At 65.6% G+C, this 18,511-nt stretch carries 14 protein-coding genes and 1 tRNA gene; 10 read left to right on the top strand and 5 right to left on the bottom strand.

Annotated elements, in window-relative coordinates; genetic code table 11:
• Positions 1-5 precede the first annotated feature (5 nt).
• The 6 genes from C4S73_RS10730 to C4S73_RS10705 all read left to right on the top strand — a co-directional run bounded on the left by C4S73_RS10730 (position 6) and on the right by C4S73_RS10705 (position 10,221).
• The gene (locus C4S73_RS10730; RefSeq protein WP_103872504.1) at positions 6-1,073 is read left to right on the top strand and encodes an ABC transporter substrate-binding protein; all 1,068 of its coding nucleotides are present in this window, start codon (positions 6-8) and stop codon (positions 1,071-1,073) included.
• Positions 1,074-1,092: 19 nt separating this feature from the next.
• Positions 1,093-2,163, top strand: a complete 1,071-nt coding sequence (locus C4S73_RS10725) for an ABC transporter ATP-binding protein (RefSeq protein ID WP_244595546.1) — start codon at positions 1,093-1,095, stop codon at positions 2,161-2,163.
• Positions 2,160-3,914 carry an ABC transporter permease subunit gene (locus C4S73_RS10720; RefSeq protein ID WP_103872503.1) on the top strand — a complete coding sequence of 585 codons (1,755 nt, stop codon included), beginning with the start codon at positions 2,160-2,162 and terminating at the stop codon, positions 3,912-3,914. Before C4S73_RS10725 ends, C4S73_RS10720 begins: the two co-directional genes overlap by 4 nt.
• Positions 3,915-3,982: 68 nt before the next feature.
• On the top strand, positions 3,983-5,512 hold the full coding sequence (locus C4S73_RS10715; RefSeq protein ID WP_103872502.1) for a class I adenylate-forming enzyme family protein: 1,530 nt from the start codon (positions 3,983-3,985) through the stop codon (positions 5,510-5,512).
• Between the two features lie 264 nt (positions 5,513-5,776).
• Complete coding sequence (locus C4S73_RS10710; RefSeq protein ID WP_103872501.1) at positions 5,777-8,230, top strand: methyl-accepting chemotaxis protein; 2,454 nt, start codon at positions 5,777-5,779, stop codon at positions 8,228-8,230.
• Positions 8,231-8,412: 182 nt separating this feature from the next.
• The gene (locus C4S73_RS10705) at positions 8,413-10,221 is read left to right on the top strand and encodes an aminodeoxychorismate synthase component I (protein ID WP_103872882.1); all 1,809 of its coding nucleotides are present in this window, start codon (positions 8,413-8,415) and stop codon (positions 10,219-10,221) included.
• A 16-nt stretch (positions 10,222-10,237) separates the two neighbouring features.
• On the opposite strand, the gene C4S73_RS10700 is transcribed toward C4S73_RS10705, so the two are convergent.
• From C4S73_RS10700 to C4S73_RS10690, 3 genes are all read right to left on the bottom strand, one after another.
• Positions 10,238-10,858: a 2-dehydro-3-deoxy-6-phosphogalactonate aldolase gene (locus tag C4S73_RS10700; protein WP_103872500.1), complete on the bottom strand. Its 621-nt coding sequence runs from the start codon at positions 10,856-10,858 to the stop codon at positions 10,238-10,240.
• A gap of 117 nt (positions 10,859-10,975) precedes the next feature.
• Positions 10,976-12,223, bottom strand: a complete 1,248-nt coding sequence (pepT, locus tag C4S73_RS10695; protein ID WP_103872499.1) for a peptidase T — start codon at positions 12,221-12,223, stop codon at positions 10,976-10,978.
• A gap of 198 nt (positions 12,224-12,421) precedes the next feature.
• Positions 12,422-12,496: transfer RNA gene (locus C4S73_RS10690), tRNA-Gly, on the bottom strand.
• Positions 12,497-12,694: 198 nt separating this feature from the next.
• On the opposite strand from C4S73_RS10690, the gene C4S73_RS10685 reads away from it, so the two are divergent.
• The 4 genes from C4S73_RS10685 to C4S73_RS10670 all read left to right on the top strand — a co-directional run bounded on the left by C4S73_RS10685 (position 12,695) and on the right by C4S73_RS10670 (position 16,281).
• Positions 12,695-13,219, top strand: coding sequence for a prolyl-tRNA synthetase associated domain-containing protein (locus tag C4S73_RS10685; RefSeq protein WP_160115722.1), 525 nt, complete (start codon positions 12,695-12,697; stop codon positions 13,217-13,219).
• Positions 13,220-13,299: 80 nt separating this feature from the next.
• A complete protein-coding gene (trxA, locus tag C4S73_RS10680) occupies positions 13,300-14,199 on the top strand; it encodes a thioredoxin (protein ID WP_103872497.1) in 900 nt (299 codons plus the stop codon).
• 19 nt (positions 14,200-14,218) lie between these two features.
• Complete coding sequence (locus C4S73_RS10675) at positions 14,219-14,890, top strand: LON peptidase substrate-binding domain-containing protein (protein ID WP_103872496.1); 672 nt, start codon at positions 14,219-14,221, stop codon at positions 14,888-14,890.
• A complete protein-coding gene (locus tag C4S73_RS10670) occupies positions 14,887-16,281 on the top strand; it encodes an MFS transporter (RefSeq protein ID WP_103872495.1) in 1,395 nt (464 codons plus the stop codon). Before C4S73_RS10675 ends, C4S73_RS10670 begins: the two co-directional genes overlap by 4 nt.
• Before the next feature lie 114 nt (positions 16,282-16,395).
• Here the strand turns inward: C4S73_RS10670 and C4S73_RS10665 are convergent, their stop codons facing one another.
• The gene (locus tag C4S73_RS10665) at positions 16,396-17,832 is read right to left on the bottom strand and encodes a homospermidine synthase (protein WP_103872494.1); all 1,437 of its coding nucleotides are present in this window, start codon (positions 17,830-17,832) and stop codon (positions 16,396-16,398) included.
• Positions 17,833-17,977: 145 nt separating this feature from the next.
• The gene (locus C4S73_RS10660) at positions 17,978-18,511 is read right to left on the bottom strand and encodes a GNAT family N-acetyltransferase (protein ID WP_103872493.1); all 534 of its coding nucleotides are present in this window, start codon (positions 18,509-18,511) and stop codon (positions 17,978-17,980) included.

Below are 18,511 nucleotides of genomic sequence, written 5' to 3'. Positions count from 1 at the left end.
AAATCATGACGGATATGTTCACCACTCCAAGCCGGCGTCGCCTGCTTCAGCTGGCCGGCGGCGCAGCCGCCACCGGCCTCTGGGCGCCGGCGATCATCGGGCGTGCGGCAGCCGCGACGCAGATCACGGTCGCCGATCCCGGCGGCCCGTTCAGCCAGGCCTGGCGCAAGGCGTTTTACGATCCCTTCGAGAAGGCGACCGGGAACAAGGTCGTCAATGTCGCGCGCGAAGCCGAGCCCACCGCCCAGTTCAAGGCGATGGTCGAGACCAAATCCTACACCTGGGACGTCTGCACGCTGACATTGTCGGCCCGTGACATCCTGGCTGCGCAGGGACTGCTGGAGCCCATCGGCTTTGGGCATGCCGACGTGCCGCAGCTGATGCCGGAGGCGATCTCCTCGAATTTCATGGGCACCGACGTCTATTCCACCGTCTTTGCCTACCGTACGGACCGGGTGAAGGCGGCGCCCGCGAGCTGGGCCGACTTCTTCAATGTCGAGAAATTTCCGGGCCGCCGCTCGCTTCGCAAGAATCCGATCGACACGCTGGAGCAGGCGCTGCTCGCCGATGGCGTGCCGCTCGACAAGCTCTATCCGCTCGATGTCGAGCGCGCCTTCAAGGTGCTCGACAAGATCAAGCCGCACATCGCGGTCTGGTGGACGGGTGGCGCCCAGTCGACCCAGCTGCTCCAAAGTGGCGAAGTCGACATGCTGCCAGGCTGGAACGCACGTTTCCAGGCGGCGATCGATGGTGGCACGCCAGCCAAGATCGTCTGGGCCCAGGGCCTCTATTCGATCGAGGGCTGGGGCATGCCCAAGGGCGGCCCGCGTTCGGATGTCGGGCGCCAGTTCATCAAGTTCTGCTCGGACCCCAAAGCCCAGGCGCTTTACACCGAGATCCTGGCCTATGGCCCGACCAATCTCGACGCCTACAAGACGATTCCGGCCGATCGGGCGAAATCCCTGCCGACCTCGCCCGACAATCTGAAGCAGATGGCCATCGCCAACGAGGCTTGGTGGAGCGCCAATCGCGCAGCCGTCACCGAGCGCTTCAATAGCTGGCTTCTGGTCTGACAGCCGGGACGGTCTGGTCATGACGATGAACGCGCCCGGTGGCGAGGCGCCGCCGAAGCTTCTGGTCGAGGGTCTGTGCAAGCGCTACGGCGCGACTACGGCTCTCGATCCGACCTCTCTGGCGGTGAGGGAAGGCGAGTTCCTCACGTTGCTGGGCCCGTCCGGCTCGGGCAAGACGACGCTGCTGCAACTGATCTGCGGTCTCGTCGACGCCACCGAAGGGCGCGTCGTCATCGACGGGCGCGACCAGTCGCGCATGCCGGTTCACCAACGCGATATCGGGTTGGTGTTCCAGCATTATGCGCTCTTTCCGCATCTGACGGTCGCCGAGAACATCGCCTTCCCCCTGAAGATGCGCGGGCGGCCCTCTGCCGAGGTTGCCAAGCGTGTCGATGCCGCACTGGGCATGGTGCATCTTGGCCATCTCGCGGCGCGCTTTCCGCGCGAGCTCTCGGGCGGCCAGCAGCAGCGCGTCGCGCTGGCGCGGTGTTTCGTCTACCAGCCCTCGATCATCCTGATGGACGAACCGCTGGGCGCGCTCGACAAGAAGCTGCGCGAGCACATGCAGATCGAGATCAAGCGGCTGCATCGCGAGAGCGGCGCGACGATCGTCTATGTCACGCATGATCAGGAGGAGGCGCTGGCGCTGTCCGACCGGATCTGCCTGATGAACCATGCGCGCATCGAGCAGCTCGGCTCGCCACGTGAGATCTATGAGCGGCCGCGCACGGCGTTTGCGGCCGATTTCATCGGCATCTCCAACATCTTCCGCGGCACTTTCGCGACCGGCGCAAGCCGGATCGAGACACCCCATGGCAGCTTCGCGCTGCCGTCCGATGCCACGCCCGTTGGCGAGGGCGGCGCGCTCGTCGTGCGGCCGGAGCATCTGCGGCTTGGTGCCGCCGATGGCGGCCATGTCACGGGTATCGTCGCCGAGATCGTCTATGCGGGATCGGAGACCCGGGTCATCGCCACACTCAGTGAGGGCGCCACTGTGACGCTGCGCCTCCAGCAGGGCGAAACCGTGCCGGAGCTCGGCCAGCAGATCGTGGCCGGCTGGCCGCGCGACAAGGCGGTGCTGGTGTCATGAGCCAGGCTGCGGCGACCGGTTTCTTCAGTGCCCTGCGATTGCCGCGCCTGAGCGCGCTGTGGCTTGCCGCGCCCGGATTGATCTTTCTGGCGGTTTTCTTCGTCTATCCGGTCGCGCAACTGCTCGGCCTCAGCATCGTCGATCCCGCCAAAGGCGATCTTTCGATCGCGACCTATCAGCGTATCGCGGCGACCGACGTCTATCTCCGTGTCCTCGGCATCACTTTCAAGATCGCCGGCAACACCGCGCTGATATCGCTGCTCATCGGTTATCCGCTGGCCTATTGGCTTGCGCGCATGCCGGAATTCTTTCGCGGCCGGATGCTGCTCTTCGTCATGGTGCCGTTCTGGACGAGCTATCTCGTCAAGACCTTCGCCTGGATGATCGTGCTTGGCCGCAGCGGCGTGATCAACAATCTGCTGATGGGGACGGGGGTCGTCGATCAGCCGCTGCCGCTGCTTCACAACGAGTTCGGCGTGATGGTCGGCATGGTTCATGCGATGGTGCCTCTCGCCGTCATGACCATGTTGCCGGTGATGATCGGCATCGACCGCCGCCTCGTCCAGGCGGCGCAGACGCTGGGCGCTTCGCCTGCGCATGCCTTCTGGCTCGTCTATTTCAAGCTGTCGCTTCCGGGCGTCACCGCTGCGGGACTGCTGGTCTTCATCTCCTCGCTCGGCTTCTTCATCGTGCCGGCCTTCCTGGGCGGGCGGCGCGAGACGATGCTGGCGCAGCTCATCATCACGCAGGTTCAGGAGCTGCTGAACTGGCCCTTCGCCGGCGCGCTGGCGGCGATGATGCTGGCCGCCGCTCTGCTGGCCTGCTGGATCTACGACCGGCTCTTCGGGATATCGTCGATTTCCGGCGGCGCGGCGCAGGAGAGCAGGGGGCTTGTCCGCAATGCCGGGCTCGCCATTCTCGCCGGGCTTGCGACAGCCAGTGCCATGCTTGCCCGGCTTTTTCGCAGTCTGTTCGGCAGGGCCGCCTGCGCGCTGGCCTTGCCGGTCTTCGCCTGGATCCTGATCGGCTTCCTGGTGCTGCCGACGCTGCTCGTCATTCCGCTCGGTTTCACCTCTTCGCAGTTTCTCGACTTCCCGCCGCCGGGCTACAGCCTGCGCTGGTTCCAGACCTATCTGGATTCGCCGCTCTGGCTGCAGGCGACGCTGCGCTCCTTCCTCGTCGCCTTCGCGACGGCGCTGCTGGCGACCTGTATCGGGGGCTTCGCGGCCCTGGCTCTGGCCAATAGCCGCACGCGCTGGGGCGGGCTGATCTTCGCCTTCTTCCTCGCCCCGATGATCGTGCCGCGCATCGTCATAGCAGTCGGCATGTTCTACCTGTTCGCCCGGCTAGGCCTGATCGCGACCGATCTCGGCCTCGTCATCGGCCATACCGTGCTGGCGATCCCCTTTGCCGTGGTCACTTTGTCGGCGGTGTTGAAGACCTACGACCAGAGGCTCGACCAGGCGGCGGCGACGCTTGGCGCCAATCGCTTCCGCACGCTGACGGCCGTCACGGTTCCGCTGGTGAAGGGCGGTTTGATCGCGGCTTTCCTGTTTTCCTTCATCACCTCCTTCGACGAGCTGACCATCGCGATCTTCGTCAGCGGCGGCATCAAGACGACGCTGCCCAAGCAGATGTGGGACGACATGATCCTCCAGCTCAACCCGACGCTGGCGGCGGTGTCGGTCGTCGTCTTCATCGTGGTGACGGCGCTGCTGCTCATCGCCGAGCGTTTTCGCCGCTCCACGTGAGCAAGATCTGGTGAGCAAGATCTGGGTGAGCAATATCTGGCTTGGCGAGCAAGATTCGAGAGATTGCTATGGCATTTGACGATGATGGCTTTGTCGGCCTGCTCGCAGATCGCGCGGCCCGCGATCCCGACGGCATCTATGCGCGCTATGAAGGCGAGCCTGTCAGCTACGCCGCGCTGGACAGGCAGGCCCGCGCCTTCGCCGCGCATCTGAGGCGTGTGGGCATTCAGCCCGGCGACCGCGTCGCGGTCATGATGCGCAACAGCGTGGCAGCGATCGCCTGCGTTTTCGGTCTGGCGAAGGCCGGCGTCGCCTGGGTTCCCGTCAATGCCCAGCAGCGGGGCGATGGCCTGCGCTATCTGCTCGCCCATCCGCAGCCGCGTCTGGTGATCGCCGATGCGGAACTGGCTGCGCTGGTGATCGAGGCCCTGCCGGTCGAGAACGCGCCGCCCGTCATGCGACATGGGCCGGGCGGCGAACTCGAGGCCGTGCTCGCTTCGGGTGCAGGCTTTGATGAGCTTCCCCCGGCGGCCGATGCCGTCTTCGCGATCATGTACACCTCGGGCACCACCGGCCGGCCAAAGGGCGTCATCGTTTCGCATCGCATGTTGAGGTTGGCGGCTGAAGGCGTCGGCCGCGTCGCGGCGGCAGGTCCCGGCGAAGTGCTGTTCGTCTGGGAGCCGCTCTACCATATCGGCGGGGCCCAGCTCCTGCCGCTGCCGATGCTTCGCGACATCACGCTCGCCATGGTCGAGCGCTTCAGTGCCAGCCGCTTCTGGAGCCAGGTCAAGGCCGAGAACGCGACGCATATCCACTATCTCGGCGGCATCCTGCAGATCCTCCTGAAGCAGCCGCCGGGCCAGCTGGACCGCAGCCATGGCGTCCGCATCGCCTGGGGCGGCGGCTGCCCGCCCGATATCTGGCCGCTGTTCCAGCAGCGGTTCGGCGTCGAGATCCGCGAATGCTACGGCATGACCGAGGCCTCCAGCATCACCACCTGCAACGACAGCGGCACGCTCGGCTCCGTCGGCCGCAGCATGCCCTGGTTCGTGGTCTCGCTGCTCGATGCGGCCGGGAACCCGGTGGCGCAGGGCGAGCGCGGCGAGATCGTGGTCACGACCGACGTGCCTGGCGCGATCTTTCCGGGTTATCTCGACAATCCCGAGGCTACAGCGAAGGCGCTGCGCAATGGCGCGCTCCATACCGGCGATCTCGGCTCCTTCGATGCGGCTGGGAATCTGTATTTCCACGGCCGCATGACCGACAGCGTGCGCTGCCGCGGCGAGAACGTCTCGGCCTGGGAGGTCGAGCATGTGGCCGCCGAGCATGAGGCGATCGAGGATTGCGCCATGATCGGCGTCGCCGCCGATGTCGGAGAACAGGACATCAAGCTGTTCGTCAAACCGCGGCCGGGTGCGAAGTTGGACGAGGCAGCGCTCTCGACGTGGCTCGGTTCGCGCCTCGCGCCCTATCAGAACCCGCGCTACATCGCCGTGGTCGACGAGTTCGAACGAACCGCCAGCCAGCGTATCATGAAACACAAGCTCTCGCCCAGGCTCGACGATTGCTGGGACCGGGCTGCCTTGCAGGAGCGTTGATCCTCGGGGAGGCGCGTGAATACGCTGGATATCTCGCCGGGTTCAGGCGGACGCTTCGGGTCTCGAAGATGCGCCGATCCCCGCGAGACGACGCGAAGTTTCAGTGACGCAAATATTTTCCAGATTTGTGCAGTGCAAACTGCCTGCATTGAGTAAAATCTTAAGCGTCGAGGTGACACATCTGGTTCGAGCCAGAAGGCGCTGATTCAATCTCGAATTGCGATCGATCCGGTTCTGGCATGTGACCGCATTCGAGAGTGAGCCATGAATTTGTTCTCTACCTCCATCAAGAGCTATCTGCTCGCGACCATGGCTTGCCTTTGCGTTCCCGGCGTCGGAGCGTTGATCTATCTCTCGCAACAGTCGATCACCGATGTGCGCACCAATATGCGCCTGGTCGATCTTGTCGGAGCGGATCGGGCGCTCCTGTTGGCGGGCAATACGATTCGAACGAACCGGGGCCAGGCGCAGACGAGCATCCAGGCTGCCGACGACCCCACCGCCATCATTCAAAAGGTCGAGCAGGCGAACCGGGCAGAACTTGCGGATGCGATAGCACGGCTGAAGTCGACCGATCTCGCGGATCGCGACGCATTGGTCGATGCGGTCGTGCAGAAGGAAAAGCAGACCGATCTGAAGCTTCCCGACATCTATGCGGAGGCAGGCAAGCCCAAGCCACAGCGCAGCCTTGCCGCGACGATGCCCTGGTACAATGCGGTCGGCGACATCGAGACGGCTTTGGTCAAAGCGTCCGACGCGACTTCAAATGCGGCGCGGCTGGCCGACCCCGTTCTGGCCGATCTGCAGGCTTTCAAATCCGCTGGCTGGCGCGTGCGCTCGGCCTATGGAACGCAGTGCTCGGTGCTGCGGCCCGCGCTCGGCTCCGGCAAGGCGCTGGAGCCGGCGCAGCAACGCGCGCTGGGAGAGCTGCGCGGCGCGACGAATGCCAGCCTCGGCCAGTTGAAGCAGCTGAGCACCCGCCCGGGCGTGGCGCCCGAACTGGCGCGCAAGGTCGGCGCGATGACGAGCGAGGTCGAAGCGGCCAATCTCAAGATCGATGAACTGGTTGGCCGTCTCGGCCAGGGCTCCGGCCCACTCATGTCCGCCGAGGACTGGACGAAGCAGTGCAATGCGCCCTTCACCTCCATCGTCGGCGCCGTCGTGCAATCGCTCGACGACATGGAAAGTGCCACGCGCAATCAGCTGGCGGCTGCCTGGACGCGGCTGGCCGCCATGGCGGGCCTGCTCGCCGCGCTGCTCGTCGTCTGCGTCTTCAGCTGGCGTGGCGTTCAGCGGCGCATCGCGCGGCCGCTCGTCGCCCTGAAGTCGGCGCTGGATGGCATGCAGGCCGGTGATTTCTCGCAGCCCATTCCGACACCGCCCTGTGCCGACGAGATCGGCGCGCTTAGCGGCGCGCTCGAAACCTATCGCGAGAATGCACTGGCGCTCGACGCCAACAGGCGGGACCGGGAGACGGTCATGCTGGCCGATGCCGAACAGGCCGCGAGCGTGCAGAACCTCGTTCGCGAGGTCAGCATCATCGTGGCGGCTGCACGTGCCGGCGACTTTTCCGGGCAGGCCCAGGCGGGCCATGTCGAAGGACCGCTCAAGGAACTGGTCGAAGGCATCAACGAGATCAACGCCGTGGTCGATTCGGCAACGACGGAGTTCGCGGTGGCGCTGAAGTCCGTAGCGGGCGGCGATCTCACACATCGTATCGAAACCGCTTATCGTGGCCGCTTCGCCGATCTGAAGGGCGCGATCAACGAGACGGTCGATCGCCTTTCGGCGACGGTGCGTACGATCCAGACGACCTCCTCGGATGTCGGGCTGGCGGCGCGCGAAATCAACATGGGCGCGGACGATCTCTCGAAGCGCACCGAGGAGCAGGCCTCGTCGCTGGAGGAGACCGCCGCGACGACCGAGCAGCTCGCTGCTTCCGTGAAGGCCTCGGCCCAGGCCTCGCGCCAGGCGGCTGCGATTGCGAACGAGGCGATGCAGGCGGCCCAGAGCGGCGGCACGATCGCGGGACAGGCGGTCGACGCGATGGCCCGCATCGAGACGGCGTCGCAAAAGATCTCCGACATCATCCGGGTGATCGACGATATCGCCTTCCAGACGAACCTGCTCGCTCTCAACGCGGCGGTCGAGGCTGCGCGGGCCGGCGATGCTGGCAAGGGATTTGCCGTCGTGGCGTCGGAGGTCCGCACTCTCGCGCAGCGCTCCGGCGCCGCGGCCAAGGACATTTCCGGGCTGATTTCGTCCTCCAACGTGGAAGTCGGGCAGGGCGTGAAGCTTGTGCGGCAGGCTGGCGACGCGTTGACCCAGATCCTTGCCGCATCGCAGAAGGTCGCCGCGACCATCGCGGATATTTCGGCGGCTTCCGGCGAGCAGGCCAACGGTATCGAAGAGATGAGTCAGGCGGTGGCCCATCTCGACGAGATGACCCAGCAGAACGCTGCGCTGGCCGAGCAGAGTGCGGCCAGTGCCGGTTCGCTGACGGGCAAGATCGGCCAGCTCAACGAACTCGTCGCGGCCTTCAGGACTGGCCCCGACAGTCTGGTCTCACAGATGGCTGCCGTCACCGCTATGCCGGCACGGGCTCCGGCAAGGGCCCCGGCTTCCGTGCAGCCTGCTCCGCGCAATGCAGCCAACTGGCAGGCGCCGCGCAAGGTCGCCAACGGACGCACCAACGACAGTGGCTGGGACGAATTCTGAGAACGGCGCGCGTCGCGTCGGTAACCTGATCGTTCCGCGAGGGCGCCGAGCGCGCCTGTGATCCCGAGCTGCCGGTCGACTGCGTCAGCGCAACTGGCGCGTTGACTGGCATGCACTTGAGCATGGCATGGATGGCGCAGTCGCCCTATGGATCGGACAATCCGATCCATAGAAGTCCTGAGATGCCGCGACTGCTTCCAGCTTTCTGCCCTGACGCCAAGCGCCGGCCGCCCTTCGTTCTCCTCGAAGATCGCCTGGACCTGTCGGCCCCGGCGCTCCTTTATGCGGATCCCGTCGCGGTCGTGCGGTGCGATGCTGTGGAGGACGTTGCGGCGGCGCTGGTTGAGATCGAAGCCGGGCTGGCGCGCGGGCTGCACGCCGCCGGGTTCCTTTCATATGAGCTGGGCTATGCCTTCGAGCCAAAGCTCGCCCCGTTGATGCCAGCTGCCCGATCCGTGCCGCTTTTGTGGTTCGGGCTGTTCCGGGCGCCGACGCAGATTCCGGCGGCAGCGCTCGACCAGTTCTTCGGCACGCTGGCCCCGCCCCCGCCCATCGGGGGCGTGCAACCGAGCCTCGATTCAGCAGGCCACGCTTCCAAGGTCCGGCGCATATTGGACTACCTCGCGGCCGGCGACGCCTATCAGATCAACCTCACCTTTCCCGTCGGGTTTCATTATGAGGGCGATCCGCTCGCGCTTTACGCGGCGATGCGATCCAGCCAGCCGGTGTCGCATGGTGGTGTCGTGGCCTTCGCGGGGGCGACTGTGCTGTCCGTTTCGCCGGAGCTTTTCCTCGACGTCGCGGCAGGCCGGGTCACGACAAGGCCGATGAAGGGAACGGTGGCACGCGGTGCGGACGCGGAGGCGGACCGTGCCGCTATCGCCGGATTAAGCGGCGATCCCAAGCAGCGCGCCGAGAATCTGATGATCGTCGATCTCCTGCGCAACGATCTCGGACGCATCGCGGAGCTCGGCTCGGTGAAGGTCCCCGCGCTCTTCAGCGTCGAGACCTATCCAACGCTCCATACGCTGACCTCGACCGTGATGGCGAAATTGCGCAAGGGGCTCTCGCTCAACGATCTGCTTCAGGCGGTTTTCCCCTGCGGCTCCATCACCGGCGCACCAAAGCACCGGGCGATGGAACTGATCCGTGAGATCGAGACCGAGCCGCGCGACGTCTATACCGGTTCGATCGGCGCGTTCGCGCCCAATGGGGATCTCAGATTGAACGTGGCGATCCGCACGGCGACGATCTTCCCCGATGGCGAAGGGCGCTATGGCGTGGGCGGCGGCATCGTCGCCGATTCAGAGGCGCAGAGCGAATATGACGAATGCCTGCTCAAGGCGCGTGTCCTGACCGATCTGTCCGCTGAATATGGTTTGATCGAAACCTTGCGCTGGTCGCAGGCCACAGGTTTCGCGCGGCTGGCCCTGCATCTCGATCGTCTGGGAGCGTCAGCCGGCGCACTCGGCTTTCGCTTCGATCCGGCCGCGATGGCGGCAGAGCTTGAGCAACTGGCGGGATCGTTCATATCGGAAGGCGATCGCCGCGTCCGTCTGGAACTGCACCGGAGCGGCAAGTTCGACCTCACGGCGGCAATTCTCGGTGAGGAGCCGGACCGGCCCCTTCTCGTTGCGGTCGCGCCTGAGAGGGTCGATGCAGGCGACCCGTTCCTTCGACACAAGACGACCCGGCGTGCGCGCTATGAATTCGCCTTTGCCGCAGCCACGGCGAATGGGCGAGACGAGGTCATCTTCCTGAACCGCGCGGGACGGGTGACGGAAGCCGCGCGCAGCAATGTGTTCGTCGAGAGAGGGGGGCGCCTGCTCACCCCGCCGCTGGCAAATGGCCTGTTGCCGGGCGTGCTCCGCCGCGCGCTGCTTGAGAGCGGCGAGGTTGTCGAGCAGGAACTGAGCCTCGACGATCTCCGCATGGCCGAGCGCTGGTTTCTCGGCAACAGCCTGCGTGGCCTGCGTCTCGCCAGGCTTTGACGCCCGGCGCTGGCGACTAACGCTGCCCGCCCCAACATTCGGCAAAGGCAGCCGCCGTTGCGCGGATTTCAGTGCGCGCCATGCCCGGCTTGTAGAGCGCCGAACCAAGGCCGAAGCCGCCCGCACCTGCGGCGCGATAGCTCGCGACCTTGTCGGGGCTGATTCCGCCGACCGGAACGAGCAGCGTGCCTTGCGGCAGCACCGCGCGCCAAGCGCCGACCACTGCGGGCGGCATCTGCTCGGCTGGAAACATCTTGAGCGCATCGGCGCCGTTGGCGAGTGCGGCGAAGGCTTCGGTCGGCGTTGCGACGCCGGGCACGCAGGCGAGGCCTCGCTCCTTGGCCGCGCGCACGACAACGCCGTCGCTATGAGGCATCAGGATCAAGCGGCCGCCAGCCTGCTCGACATTGGCTACGGCATCGGGCGTCATCACGGTGCCCGCGCCGATCAGGATGGTCGGGAATGCCTTTGCCAGCAATTCGATGCTGCGCAGCGGCTCAGGCGAGTTCATGGGCACTTCGATGATGCCAAACCCTGCCGCGACCAGTTCTTCGGCAAGGCCCACAACCTCCTCCGGTTTCACGCCGCGCAGGATGGCGATGAAGGGGAAGGCGCGCAGTGCCTCGTGAAAGCTCATGATGGTTCCTCAGGTGGTCAGGTCGTTGCGGTGGGCGATACCACGACGGACGTGGCTTTTCTCGACCTTCGTGATGGCGTCCTCATTGCATTGGCCGCGGCGGGCGTGTCTTGGCGTTCAGGTCTGCCGTTTGGGTTGGGAGGCTTGCGCCGCCAGGGTGCAGATCATGCGCGCGACCTCATAGGATTTCTCAAAAGCCGGGATCGGCAGGAACTCGAAGCGGGAGTGGAAATTATACGCGCCCGTGAAGAAATTCGGGGTCGGTAATCCCTTAGCGGAGAGTGCCGCACCATCGGTCCCGCCCCGCATCGGGATCAGCTTGGGCTCGATCCGCAGCGCGTCGAGCGCCGCGAACAGCAGATCGACCGAGCGGCGGTCGTCGCCCAGGCTGTCATGGATGTTGGCGTAGGTATCGGAGATCTGGCAGTCGATGCTGCCTTTCGGATAGCGCGTCGCGATCAGCTCGGCGACCTCGCGGATGCGTTGCTTGCGTTGCTCGAATCCATTCTTGTCGAAATCGCGGATCATGGCCCGCATCCGCGCCTCGCTGGCATTGGCGACGATATCGTGGAACCAGATATAGCCCTCGCGGCCTTCGGTACGTTCGGGTGTCTCTGCGCGGTCGAACCGGCTGATGAAGTCGTGTGCCATCAGCAGCGGATTGACCATCACGTCCTTCGCCGACATCGGGTGGGCGCTGACGCCGGTGAGGACGATGTCGGCGGTGGCGGCGTTGAAGTTCTCGATCACGACCTCGCCGAGTTCGCAGCAATCGATCGTATAGGCGAAATCACAGTCGAACCGCGCGAGGTCGAGGGCCTTTGCGCCGCGCAGGCCGATCTCCTCGTCCGGGACGAAGGCGATCAGGATATCGCCATGCGCGACCTCGGGCCCGAGATTGGCAAGCAGCGTCATGATCACGGCGATCGCCGCCTTGTTATCGGCTCCCAGCACGCTGGTGCCGTCGCTGACAATGATATCGGCCCCGACCCAGGGATCTATCTCGGGATGCTCGTCCACGCGCAGCCAGATGTCCTCCTGCCGGTTCAGGCAGAGATCCTCGCCGTCGAAGCGAAGGATCTGCGGGCGGATGGCGGCGGAAAGGCCAGTGTCCACGGTGTCGAGATGGGCGATGAAGCCGATGCTCGGCGCGCCCGGCACGTTGCCCGGCTTCAGCGCGGTGACGGTGGCATGGTCATCGATGACGATCTCATCGAGACCGAGCGCGCGCAGTTCGTCCGCCAGCAGCGCGGCGAGCTGTTGCTGGCCCGGCGTGCTCGGCAGCAGCATCGATTGGGCGTCGCTCTGGCTCTCGATTGCCAGATAGCGGAAGAACCGCTCGATCAGCTGCTCGCGAATGCTCATTCCGTATCCATCCGATCGTCGAGCGCGGCTCAGGCCGTCGCCTCTGTCAGGACGAACATAACGCAGTGGCGAGGGCGGGACAGGCCCAAGGCGGCTGGCTTCCGGGGCGCGTGCACCGCTTTTCGGTCACCCAGGCCCCAAAACGCAAAAAGCGCCGGGAAACCCGACGCCTTCGGCATTCTCTGGTCTTGACATGTCTGGAGCGGGAGAAGGGATTCGAACCCTCGACCCCAACCTTGGCAAGGTTGTGCTCTACCCCTGAGCTACTCCCGCGTCCGGACATTGTCACGCCGCCGTTTCCGGCGGCGAGGCCGGCTTATTGCCTCAAAGCGGCGGGCAGTGCAAGCGCCTTGTCGCATGAATTTCAAATTGATTTCGCCAGCTCTCGCATTTGAAGGCTCCGTGCCGCCTTGTCGTGGCGCCGGGCCGCGGATAGGCATCGTTCCAGCCGATTATTCCCCGATGAGCCCGATGACCGCGCATCTGACGCCCGACCAACTCTGTGCCCATCTGACCGCGCGCGGCATCGCCTTTGCCCGCATGGACCATGTCGCGGTCTTCACCGTCGACGAATCAAAGACGCTGCGCGGTACGATTTCCGGCCTGCATTCGAAGAACCTGTTCCTCAAGGACAAGAAGGGCCGGCTCTTCCTGGTCTCGGCCCGTGAAAATGCGCGAATCGATCTGAAGCGCCTGCATGAGGTCATCGGCGCCAGCGGCCGCCTTTCGTTCGGCTCGGCAGAGCTCCTGATGGAGAAGCTCGGGGTCACGCCGGGCTCGGTGACGGCCCTGGCCGTGATCAATGACCGCCATGGCGAGGTGACCATGGTGCTCGATGCCAATCTGATGACGGGCGACGACATGAATTTCCATCCGCTGGTCAACACCGCGACCCTGCGGATCGGCCGTGACGATATGCTGAGTTTTCTGCGCGGAACCGGGCATGAGCCGTTGATCGTCGATTTGCCCGCGCCAGATGATGGACAGAACGGCTGAACCTCCCCATCTATGGGGCGGCCGCGGCGGCGGCTGGACCAATTCATTTCCGATGACGTGATCGCGACGAAGGACGACCCATGCTGGTCAATGGCGAGGCGGCCGAACAACCCGGCCTGATCAAGGACACGACGACCCAGGGCTTCCGCCAGGATGTCGTCGCCGAATCGGCGAACCAGCCGGTTCTGGTCGATTTCTGGGCGCCCTGGTGCGGACCCTGCAAGCAGCTGACGCCGATCATCGAGAAGGTGGTCAAGGCTGCCGGCGGCAAGGTCAAGCTCGTCAAGATGAACATCGACGAGCATCCGCAGATTCCCGGACAGCTCGGGATCCAGTCGATTCCGGCGGTGATCGCCTTCAAGCAGGGCCAGCCGATCGACGGTTTCATGGGCGCGCAACCCGAAAGCCAGATCAAGGCCTTCATCGAGAAGCTGGTCGGGCCCGTGGGACCGGGCGAGGCGGAAGAGCTGATCGTGGCGGCCAAGGCGGCAGCCGAAGCCGGCGATGCCGGCGGCGCAAGCGAGCTCTATGCCGGTGTGCTGGAGCTGGAACCGGAGAACGTCGCAGCCATTGCCGGGCTGGCGCGGCTGCATTTCGATATGGGCGATATCGAGGGAGCCAAGGGCATCCTCGCCATGACGCCGGAGGCCAAGGCGGCCGATCCCGCGATTGCGGCGGTGCGCGCGGCGATCGAGCTGGCCGAGCAGGCGGCCCAGCTCGGCGATACGGCGGAGCTCGAGGCGAAGGTCCTGGCCAATCCCAAGGACCATCAGGCCCGCTTCGACCTGGCGCTTGCGCTGAATGCGCGCGATCGGCGCGAAGAGGCGGTCGATCATCTCGTCGCCATCATCAAGGCCGATAGAGCCTGGAACGAGGATGGCGCGCGCAAGCAGTTGCTGCAGTTCTTCGAGGCCTGGGGCCCGATGGACGAGCACAGCATCGCGGGGCGCCGCAAGCTTTCCACCTTGCTGTTCTCATAGGCGAAGGAACAAGGCGCAGATGGGCATGAACGCCGTCTACAAAGGAGCCGAGGATTGCCCGCTGGTGATCCCGGTCTTCCCGCTGGTCGGCGCCTTGCTGCTGCCGCGCGGGCAGATGCCGCTCAATATCTTCGAGCCGCGCTATCTCGCCATGGTCGATGACGCGATCCGCACCCACCGCACCATCGGGATGATCCAGCCCGAGCCGGAGAGCGGCCGCCAGACGGGCGAGCCGGGCCTGCTCAAGGTCGGTTGCCTCGGGCGCATCACGCAGTTCGCCGAGACCGGCGACGACCGCTATGTGCTGACGCTGACCGGGATCAGCCGCTTCAGGATGGTCGACGAACTGACGGTGACGACGGCCTATCGTCAGGCACGCGTCGCCTATGATGATTTCGAGGTCGATTTTACGGCGCGGGCCGGCGAGGACGAGGTCGATCGCAATTCCTTGCTCAGGGCATTGCGCGCCTTTGCCAAGGCCAACGACCTCAAGATCGACTGGAAGGGCGTCAACGAAGCCGCCAATGAGGCGCTGGTCAATGCGCTCTCGATGATGTGCCCCTTCGGGCCGCGAGAAAAGCAGGCACTGCTGGAGGCTCCGAGCCTGAAGAGCCGTGCCGAGGTTCTGGTGGCGATCACCGAGATCGAGCTGGCGCGCGGTGGCAGCGACCCGGAGACGACGCTTCAGTGACCAGCAATACCGCGACGGCCGCCGCGCCACCCGCCGTCTGGCCGCCGCGTCGCGCGGTCACGGCTTGGCTGTTCTTCGATTGGGCGGCGCAGCCCTTCTTCACGCTGATCACGACCTTCGTCTTTGCGCCGTTCTTCGCCTCGGCCCTGGCCGCCGACGCTGCATCGGGGCAGGCGCTATGGGGCTATGCGACGGGTCTGGCGGGGCTCTGCATAGCGCTGCTTTCGCCACTTCTGGGCGGGATTGCCGACCGGACAGGGCCCCGCAAGCCGTGGATCGCGGTTTTCGGCGGTTTGCTCGTGCTGGGCTCCGGCGCGCTCTGGTTTGCGGTGCCGGGCTCGCCGCTTGCCGTGCCGATCGCGCTTGCAGGTTTCGTCGTGGCGACGATCGGCGCCGAATTCGCCACCACCTTCAACAATGCGATGATGACGCGGCTCGTTCCGCCGGAACGGCTCGGCTGGCTGTCCGGTACCGGTTGGGCGGTCGGCTATCTCGGCGGGCTCTTGTCGCTGGCGATCACGCTGGCGCTGCTTGCTGCGGATCCGTTGACCGGCAAGACGCTGGCGGGGCTCACGCCGATTTTGGGGCTCGATGCAGCGGCGCGCGAGGGCGATCGTTTCGCCGGGCCGCTGACAGCGCTCTGGTTCATCGTCTTCGTGACGCCGATGTTCCTGCTGACGCCGGATTCACCGGCGACCGGAATGCGCCTGGGCGAAGCGGCGAAAGGCGGTGTCGGGCGGCTGAAGGCGACGCTGGCCGAACTGCCACGCCTGCCGTCGCTGGGGCGCTTCCTGCTCGCCAACATGATCTATCAGGACGGGCTCGTCGCCTTGTTCGCCTTTGGCGGCATCTATGCGGCCGGGGTTTTTGGCTGGCAGACGATCGAGCTCGGTGTGTTCGGCATCCTGCTGACCGTGACCGGCACGCTTGGCGCCTGGCTAGGCGGCAAGCTCGACGACGCGATCGGCGGCAAGCCCGTCGTTCTCGGATCGATCGCCTGCCTGTTGCTGGCCTGCCTCGGCATTCTCTCGCTGGGACCGGAGCATGTCTTCTTCGTGATCCCAGCCGCGCCGGCAATGCCGGGCGACGGGTTGTTCGCTTCGCTGCCGGAGCGGGTCTATCTGGGCCTGGGATTGCTGATCGGGCTGGTCGCGGGGCCCTTGCAGGCGTCCTCGCGCAGCCTGATGGCCCGGCTCGCCCCTCCCGGACGCGTCGGCGAATTCTTCGGCCTGTTCGCCCTGTCGGGCAAGGTCACGTCCTTCATGGGGCCGACGCTGGTCGCATTGGCGACGACGGTGTTCGCCAGCCAGCGTGCGGGGCTCGCCGTGCTGATCGCGTTTTTCCTGATCGGTGGGGTGTTGCTGGCCGGTGTGACGGTCAAGCGGCCCTGACGGGCTGCGCCGCGCTCGGGGCTCTCCCGGGCGTCCAAATCTGAACATCAGCTTCGAACAGAAAAAGCCGTCATGGTCACCGCGAGGGCGCCATGACGGCTGAGATCTATCCCGTCAGCGAACCAGAATGTTCCGGAACTGCCAGGGATCGCTCTCGTCGATGTCCTCCGGGAAGAAGCCGGGGCGGCCATCGAGGGGGGTCCAGTCGGTATAGGCGCCGACGACCGGGCCGAGATAGGGCAGTTGCACTTCGAGGCAGCGGCGGAAATCCATCTCATCGGCCTCGACGATGCCGGCGGTCGGGTTCTCCAGCGCCCAGACCATGCCTGCGAGCACGGCGGAGGTCACCTGCATGCCGGTCGCGTTCTGGTAGGGCGCGATCCGGCGCGCTTCCTCGATCGAGAGCTGCGAGCCGTACCAATAGGCGTTCTTGCCATGGCCGTAGAGCAGCACGCCGAGCTCGTCGATGCCATCGACGATCTCGTTTTCCTCGAGGATGTGGAACTTCTCCTGTGCCTTGCCGGCGCTGCCGAACATCTCATGCAGCGAGAGCACGGCGTCGTTGGCGGGGTGATAGGCGTAGTGGCAGGTCGGCCGATAGGTCGCTTCGCCGGCTTCATTGCGGACGGTGAAGTAGTCGGCGATCGAGATCGACTCGTTGTGGGTGACGAGGAAGCCGTATTGCGGGCCGGGAGTCGGGCACCAGCTGCGGACGCGGGTGTTCGCGCCGGGCTGAAGCAGATAGATCGCCGCCTGGCAGCCGGCCTCATGCGTGCGGCCGTTCTCCGGCATCCAGGTCTCGTGCGTGCCCCAGCCGAGCTCGGCCGGCTGAAGGCCTTCGGAAACGAAGCCCTCGACCGACCAGGTGTTGACGAAGACGTTGGCAGGCTTGGGATATTTGGCACGCTGGGTGTCGCGCTCGGCGATATGGATGCCCTTCACGCCGACCTGGCTCATCAGCGCGGCCCATTCGTCGCGGCTCTTCGGCTCGGGCGTCTGCAGGCCGAGATCGGCGCTGATGTTGAGCAGCGCCTGCTTCACGAGCCAGGAGACCATGCCGGGATTGGCGCCGCAGCAGGACACGGCCGTCGTCGTTCCCGCGGGGCGCGCGCGCTTTGCAGCAAGGGTCGCCTCACGCAGGGCATAGTTGGAGCGCTCGGCCGCGCCCTTGCTGTGGTCGAAATAGAAGCCGAGCCAGGGCTCGTTGACGGTGTCGATATAGAGCGCGCCGAGATCGGAGCAGAGCGCGGCGATATCGCGCGAGCCGGTGTCGACCGAGAGGTTCACGCAGAAGCCCTGGCCTTCGCCCGCTGTCAGCAGGGGCTCAAGGAGCGTCTTGTAGTTGTCGCGCGTCACCGCTTCCTTGATGAAACGGATGCCGCGCTCGTCGAGCAGGGCCCGGTCGGCGTCATCGGGTGCGATCACCACGAAGCGCGTCTTGTCATATTCGAAATGCCGTTCGATCAGCGGCAGCGTGCCGCGACCGATCGAGCCGAAGCCGATCATCACGATCGGACCGGTGATCTTGCCGTGTACGGGCCAGGTAGTCATAAGCGGAAACCTCATAAAAAAGCGCCAAAACGGTCTGGCAGGGGTGGTATGGGCGCAGACGCGCGCCGTCAATCGCAACGCCGCTTCCCGGTTTGACAGGGAAGCGGCGCCCGATGACGGCGCGATGACGGCCCGGTGGGTGGTTCTAGGCGGCCCGGGAGAACAATTCGCCGGGTTCGGCAGGGGCGAGGCGTCCACTGGCCACGAGCGTGCCGGCGGCTCCCGCAAGTGCCGCGTCGCGCAGTTCGATGCCCAGGAAGCGCTCGCGCTCGACCGGGCCGGGCATGGCAAGCTCCCGCGTCAGGCCGGCTGTGAAGCCGAAGCGCTCGTAATAGGGGGCATCGCCGACGAGCAGGATCGCGTCGTGGCCACGGCAGGCCGCGCGCCAGATCGCCTCGCGCATCATCGCCTTGCCGACGCCTTCGCCCTGCAATTCGGGGCTGACGGCCAGCGGGCCGAGCAGCAGCGCCTCCACGCCACCGGCATCGACGTTCCAGAGTCTGATAGTCGCGACGACCGCGCCGTCGCGCTCGGCGATCAATGACAGGCCCTTAGCCGGCAACCGTCCTTCGCGCAGCCGCTCGCTCGACTTGGCGGTGCGGCGTTCGCCCAGGCAGCGATCGAGCAGGGCCTCGCGGGCCGAGACATCGGACGGGATTTCTTCGCGGATCGTGATCAT

The sequence above is a fragment of the Allobosea lathyri genome (genome assembly GCF_900108245.1).
In the GTDB taxonomy this organism is placed as follows: domain Bacteria; phylum Pseudomonadota; class Alphaproteobacteria; order Rhizobiales; family Beijerinckiaceae; genus Allobosea; species Allobosea lathyri.
This window is presented reverse-complemented; position numbering and strand designations above follow the sequence as displayed.

Bases quoted from the DNA above. Each gene is read 5' to 3' on its own strand.
- C4S73_RS10660 (WP_103872493.1), bottom strand. From the start codon at position 18,511: ATGATCACGATCCGCGAAGAAATCCCGTCCGATGTCTCGGCCCGCGAG.
- C4S73_RS10675 (WP_103872496.1), top strand. From the start codon at position 14,219: ATGGGCATGAACGCCGTCTACAAAGGAGCCGAGGATTGCCCGCTGGTG.
- C4S73_RS10730 (WP_103872504.1), top strand. From the start codon at position 6: ATGACGGATATGTTCACCACTCCAAGCCGGCGTCGCCTGCTTCAGCTG.
- C4S73_RS10720 (WP_103872503.1), top strand. From the start codon at position 2,160: ATGAGCCAGGCTGCGGCGACCGGTTTCTTCAGTGCCCTGCGATTGCCG.
- C4S73_RS10685 (WP_160115722.1), top strand. From the start codon at position 12,695: ATGACCGCGCATCTGACGCCCGACCAACTCTGTGCCCATCTGACCGCG.
- C4S73_RS10700 (WP_103872500.1), bottom strand. From the start codon at position 10,858: ATGAGCTTTCACGAGGCACTGCGCGCCTTCCCCTTCATCGCCATCCTG.
- C4S73_RS10715 (WP_103872502.1), top strand. From the start codon at position 3,983: ATGGCATTTGACGATGATGGCTTTGTCGGCCTGCTCGCAGATCGCGCG.
- C4S73_RS10725 (WP_244595546.1), top strand. From the start codon at position 1,093: ATGACGATGAACGCGCCCGGTGGCGAGGCGCCGCCGAAGCTTCTGGTC.
- pepT (WP_103872499.1), bottom strand. From the start codon at position 12,223: ATGAGCATTCGCGAGCAGCTGATCGAGCGGTTCTTCCGCTATCTGGCA.
- trxA (WP_103872497.1), top strand. From the start codon at position 13,300: ATGCTGGTCAATGGCGAGGCGGCCGAACAACCCGGCCTGATCAAGGAC.
- C4S73_RS10710 (WP_103872501.1), top strand. From the start codon at position 5,777: ATGAATTTGTTCTCTACCTCCATCAAGAGCTATCTGCTCGCGACCATG.
- C4S73_RS10665 (WP_103872494.1), bottom strand. From the start codon at position 17,832: ATGACTACCTGGCCCGTACACGGCAAGATCACCGGTCCGATCGTGATG.
- C4S73_RS10705 (WP_103872882.1), top strand. From the start codon at position 8,413: ATGCCGCGACTGCTTCCAGCTTTCTGCCCTGACGCCAAGCGCCGGCCG.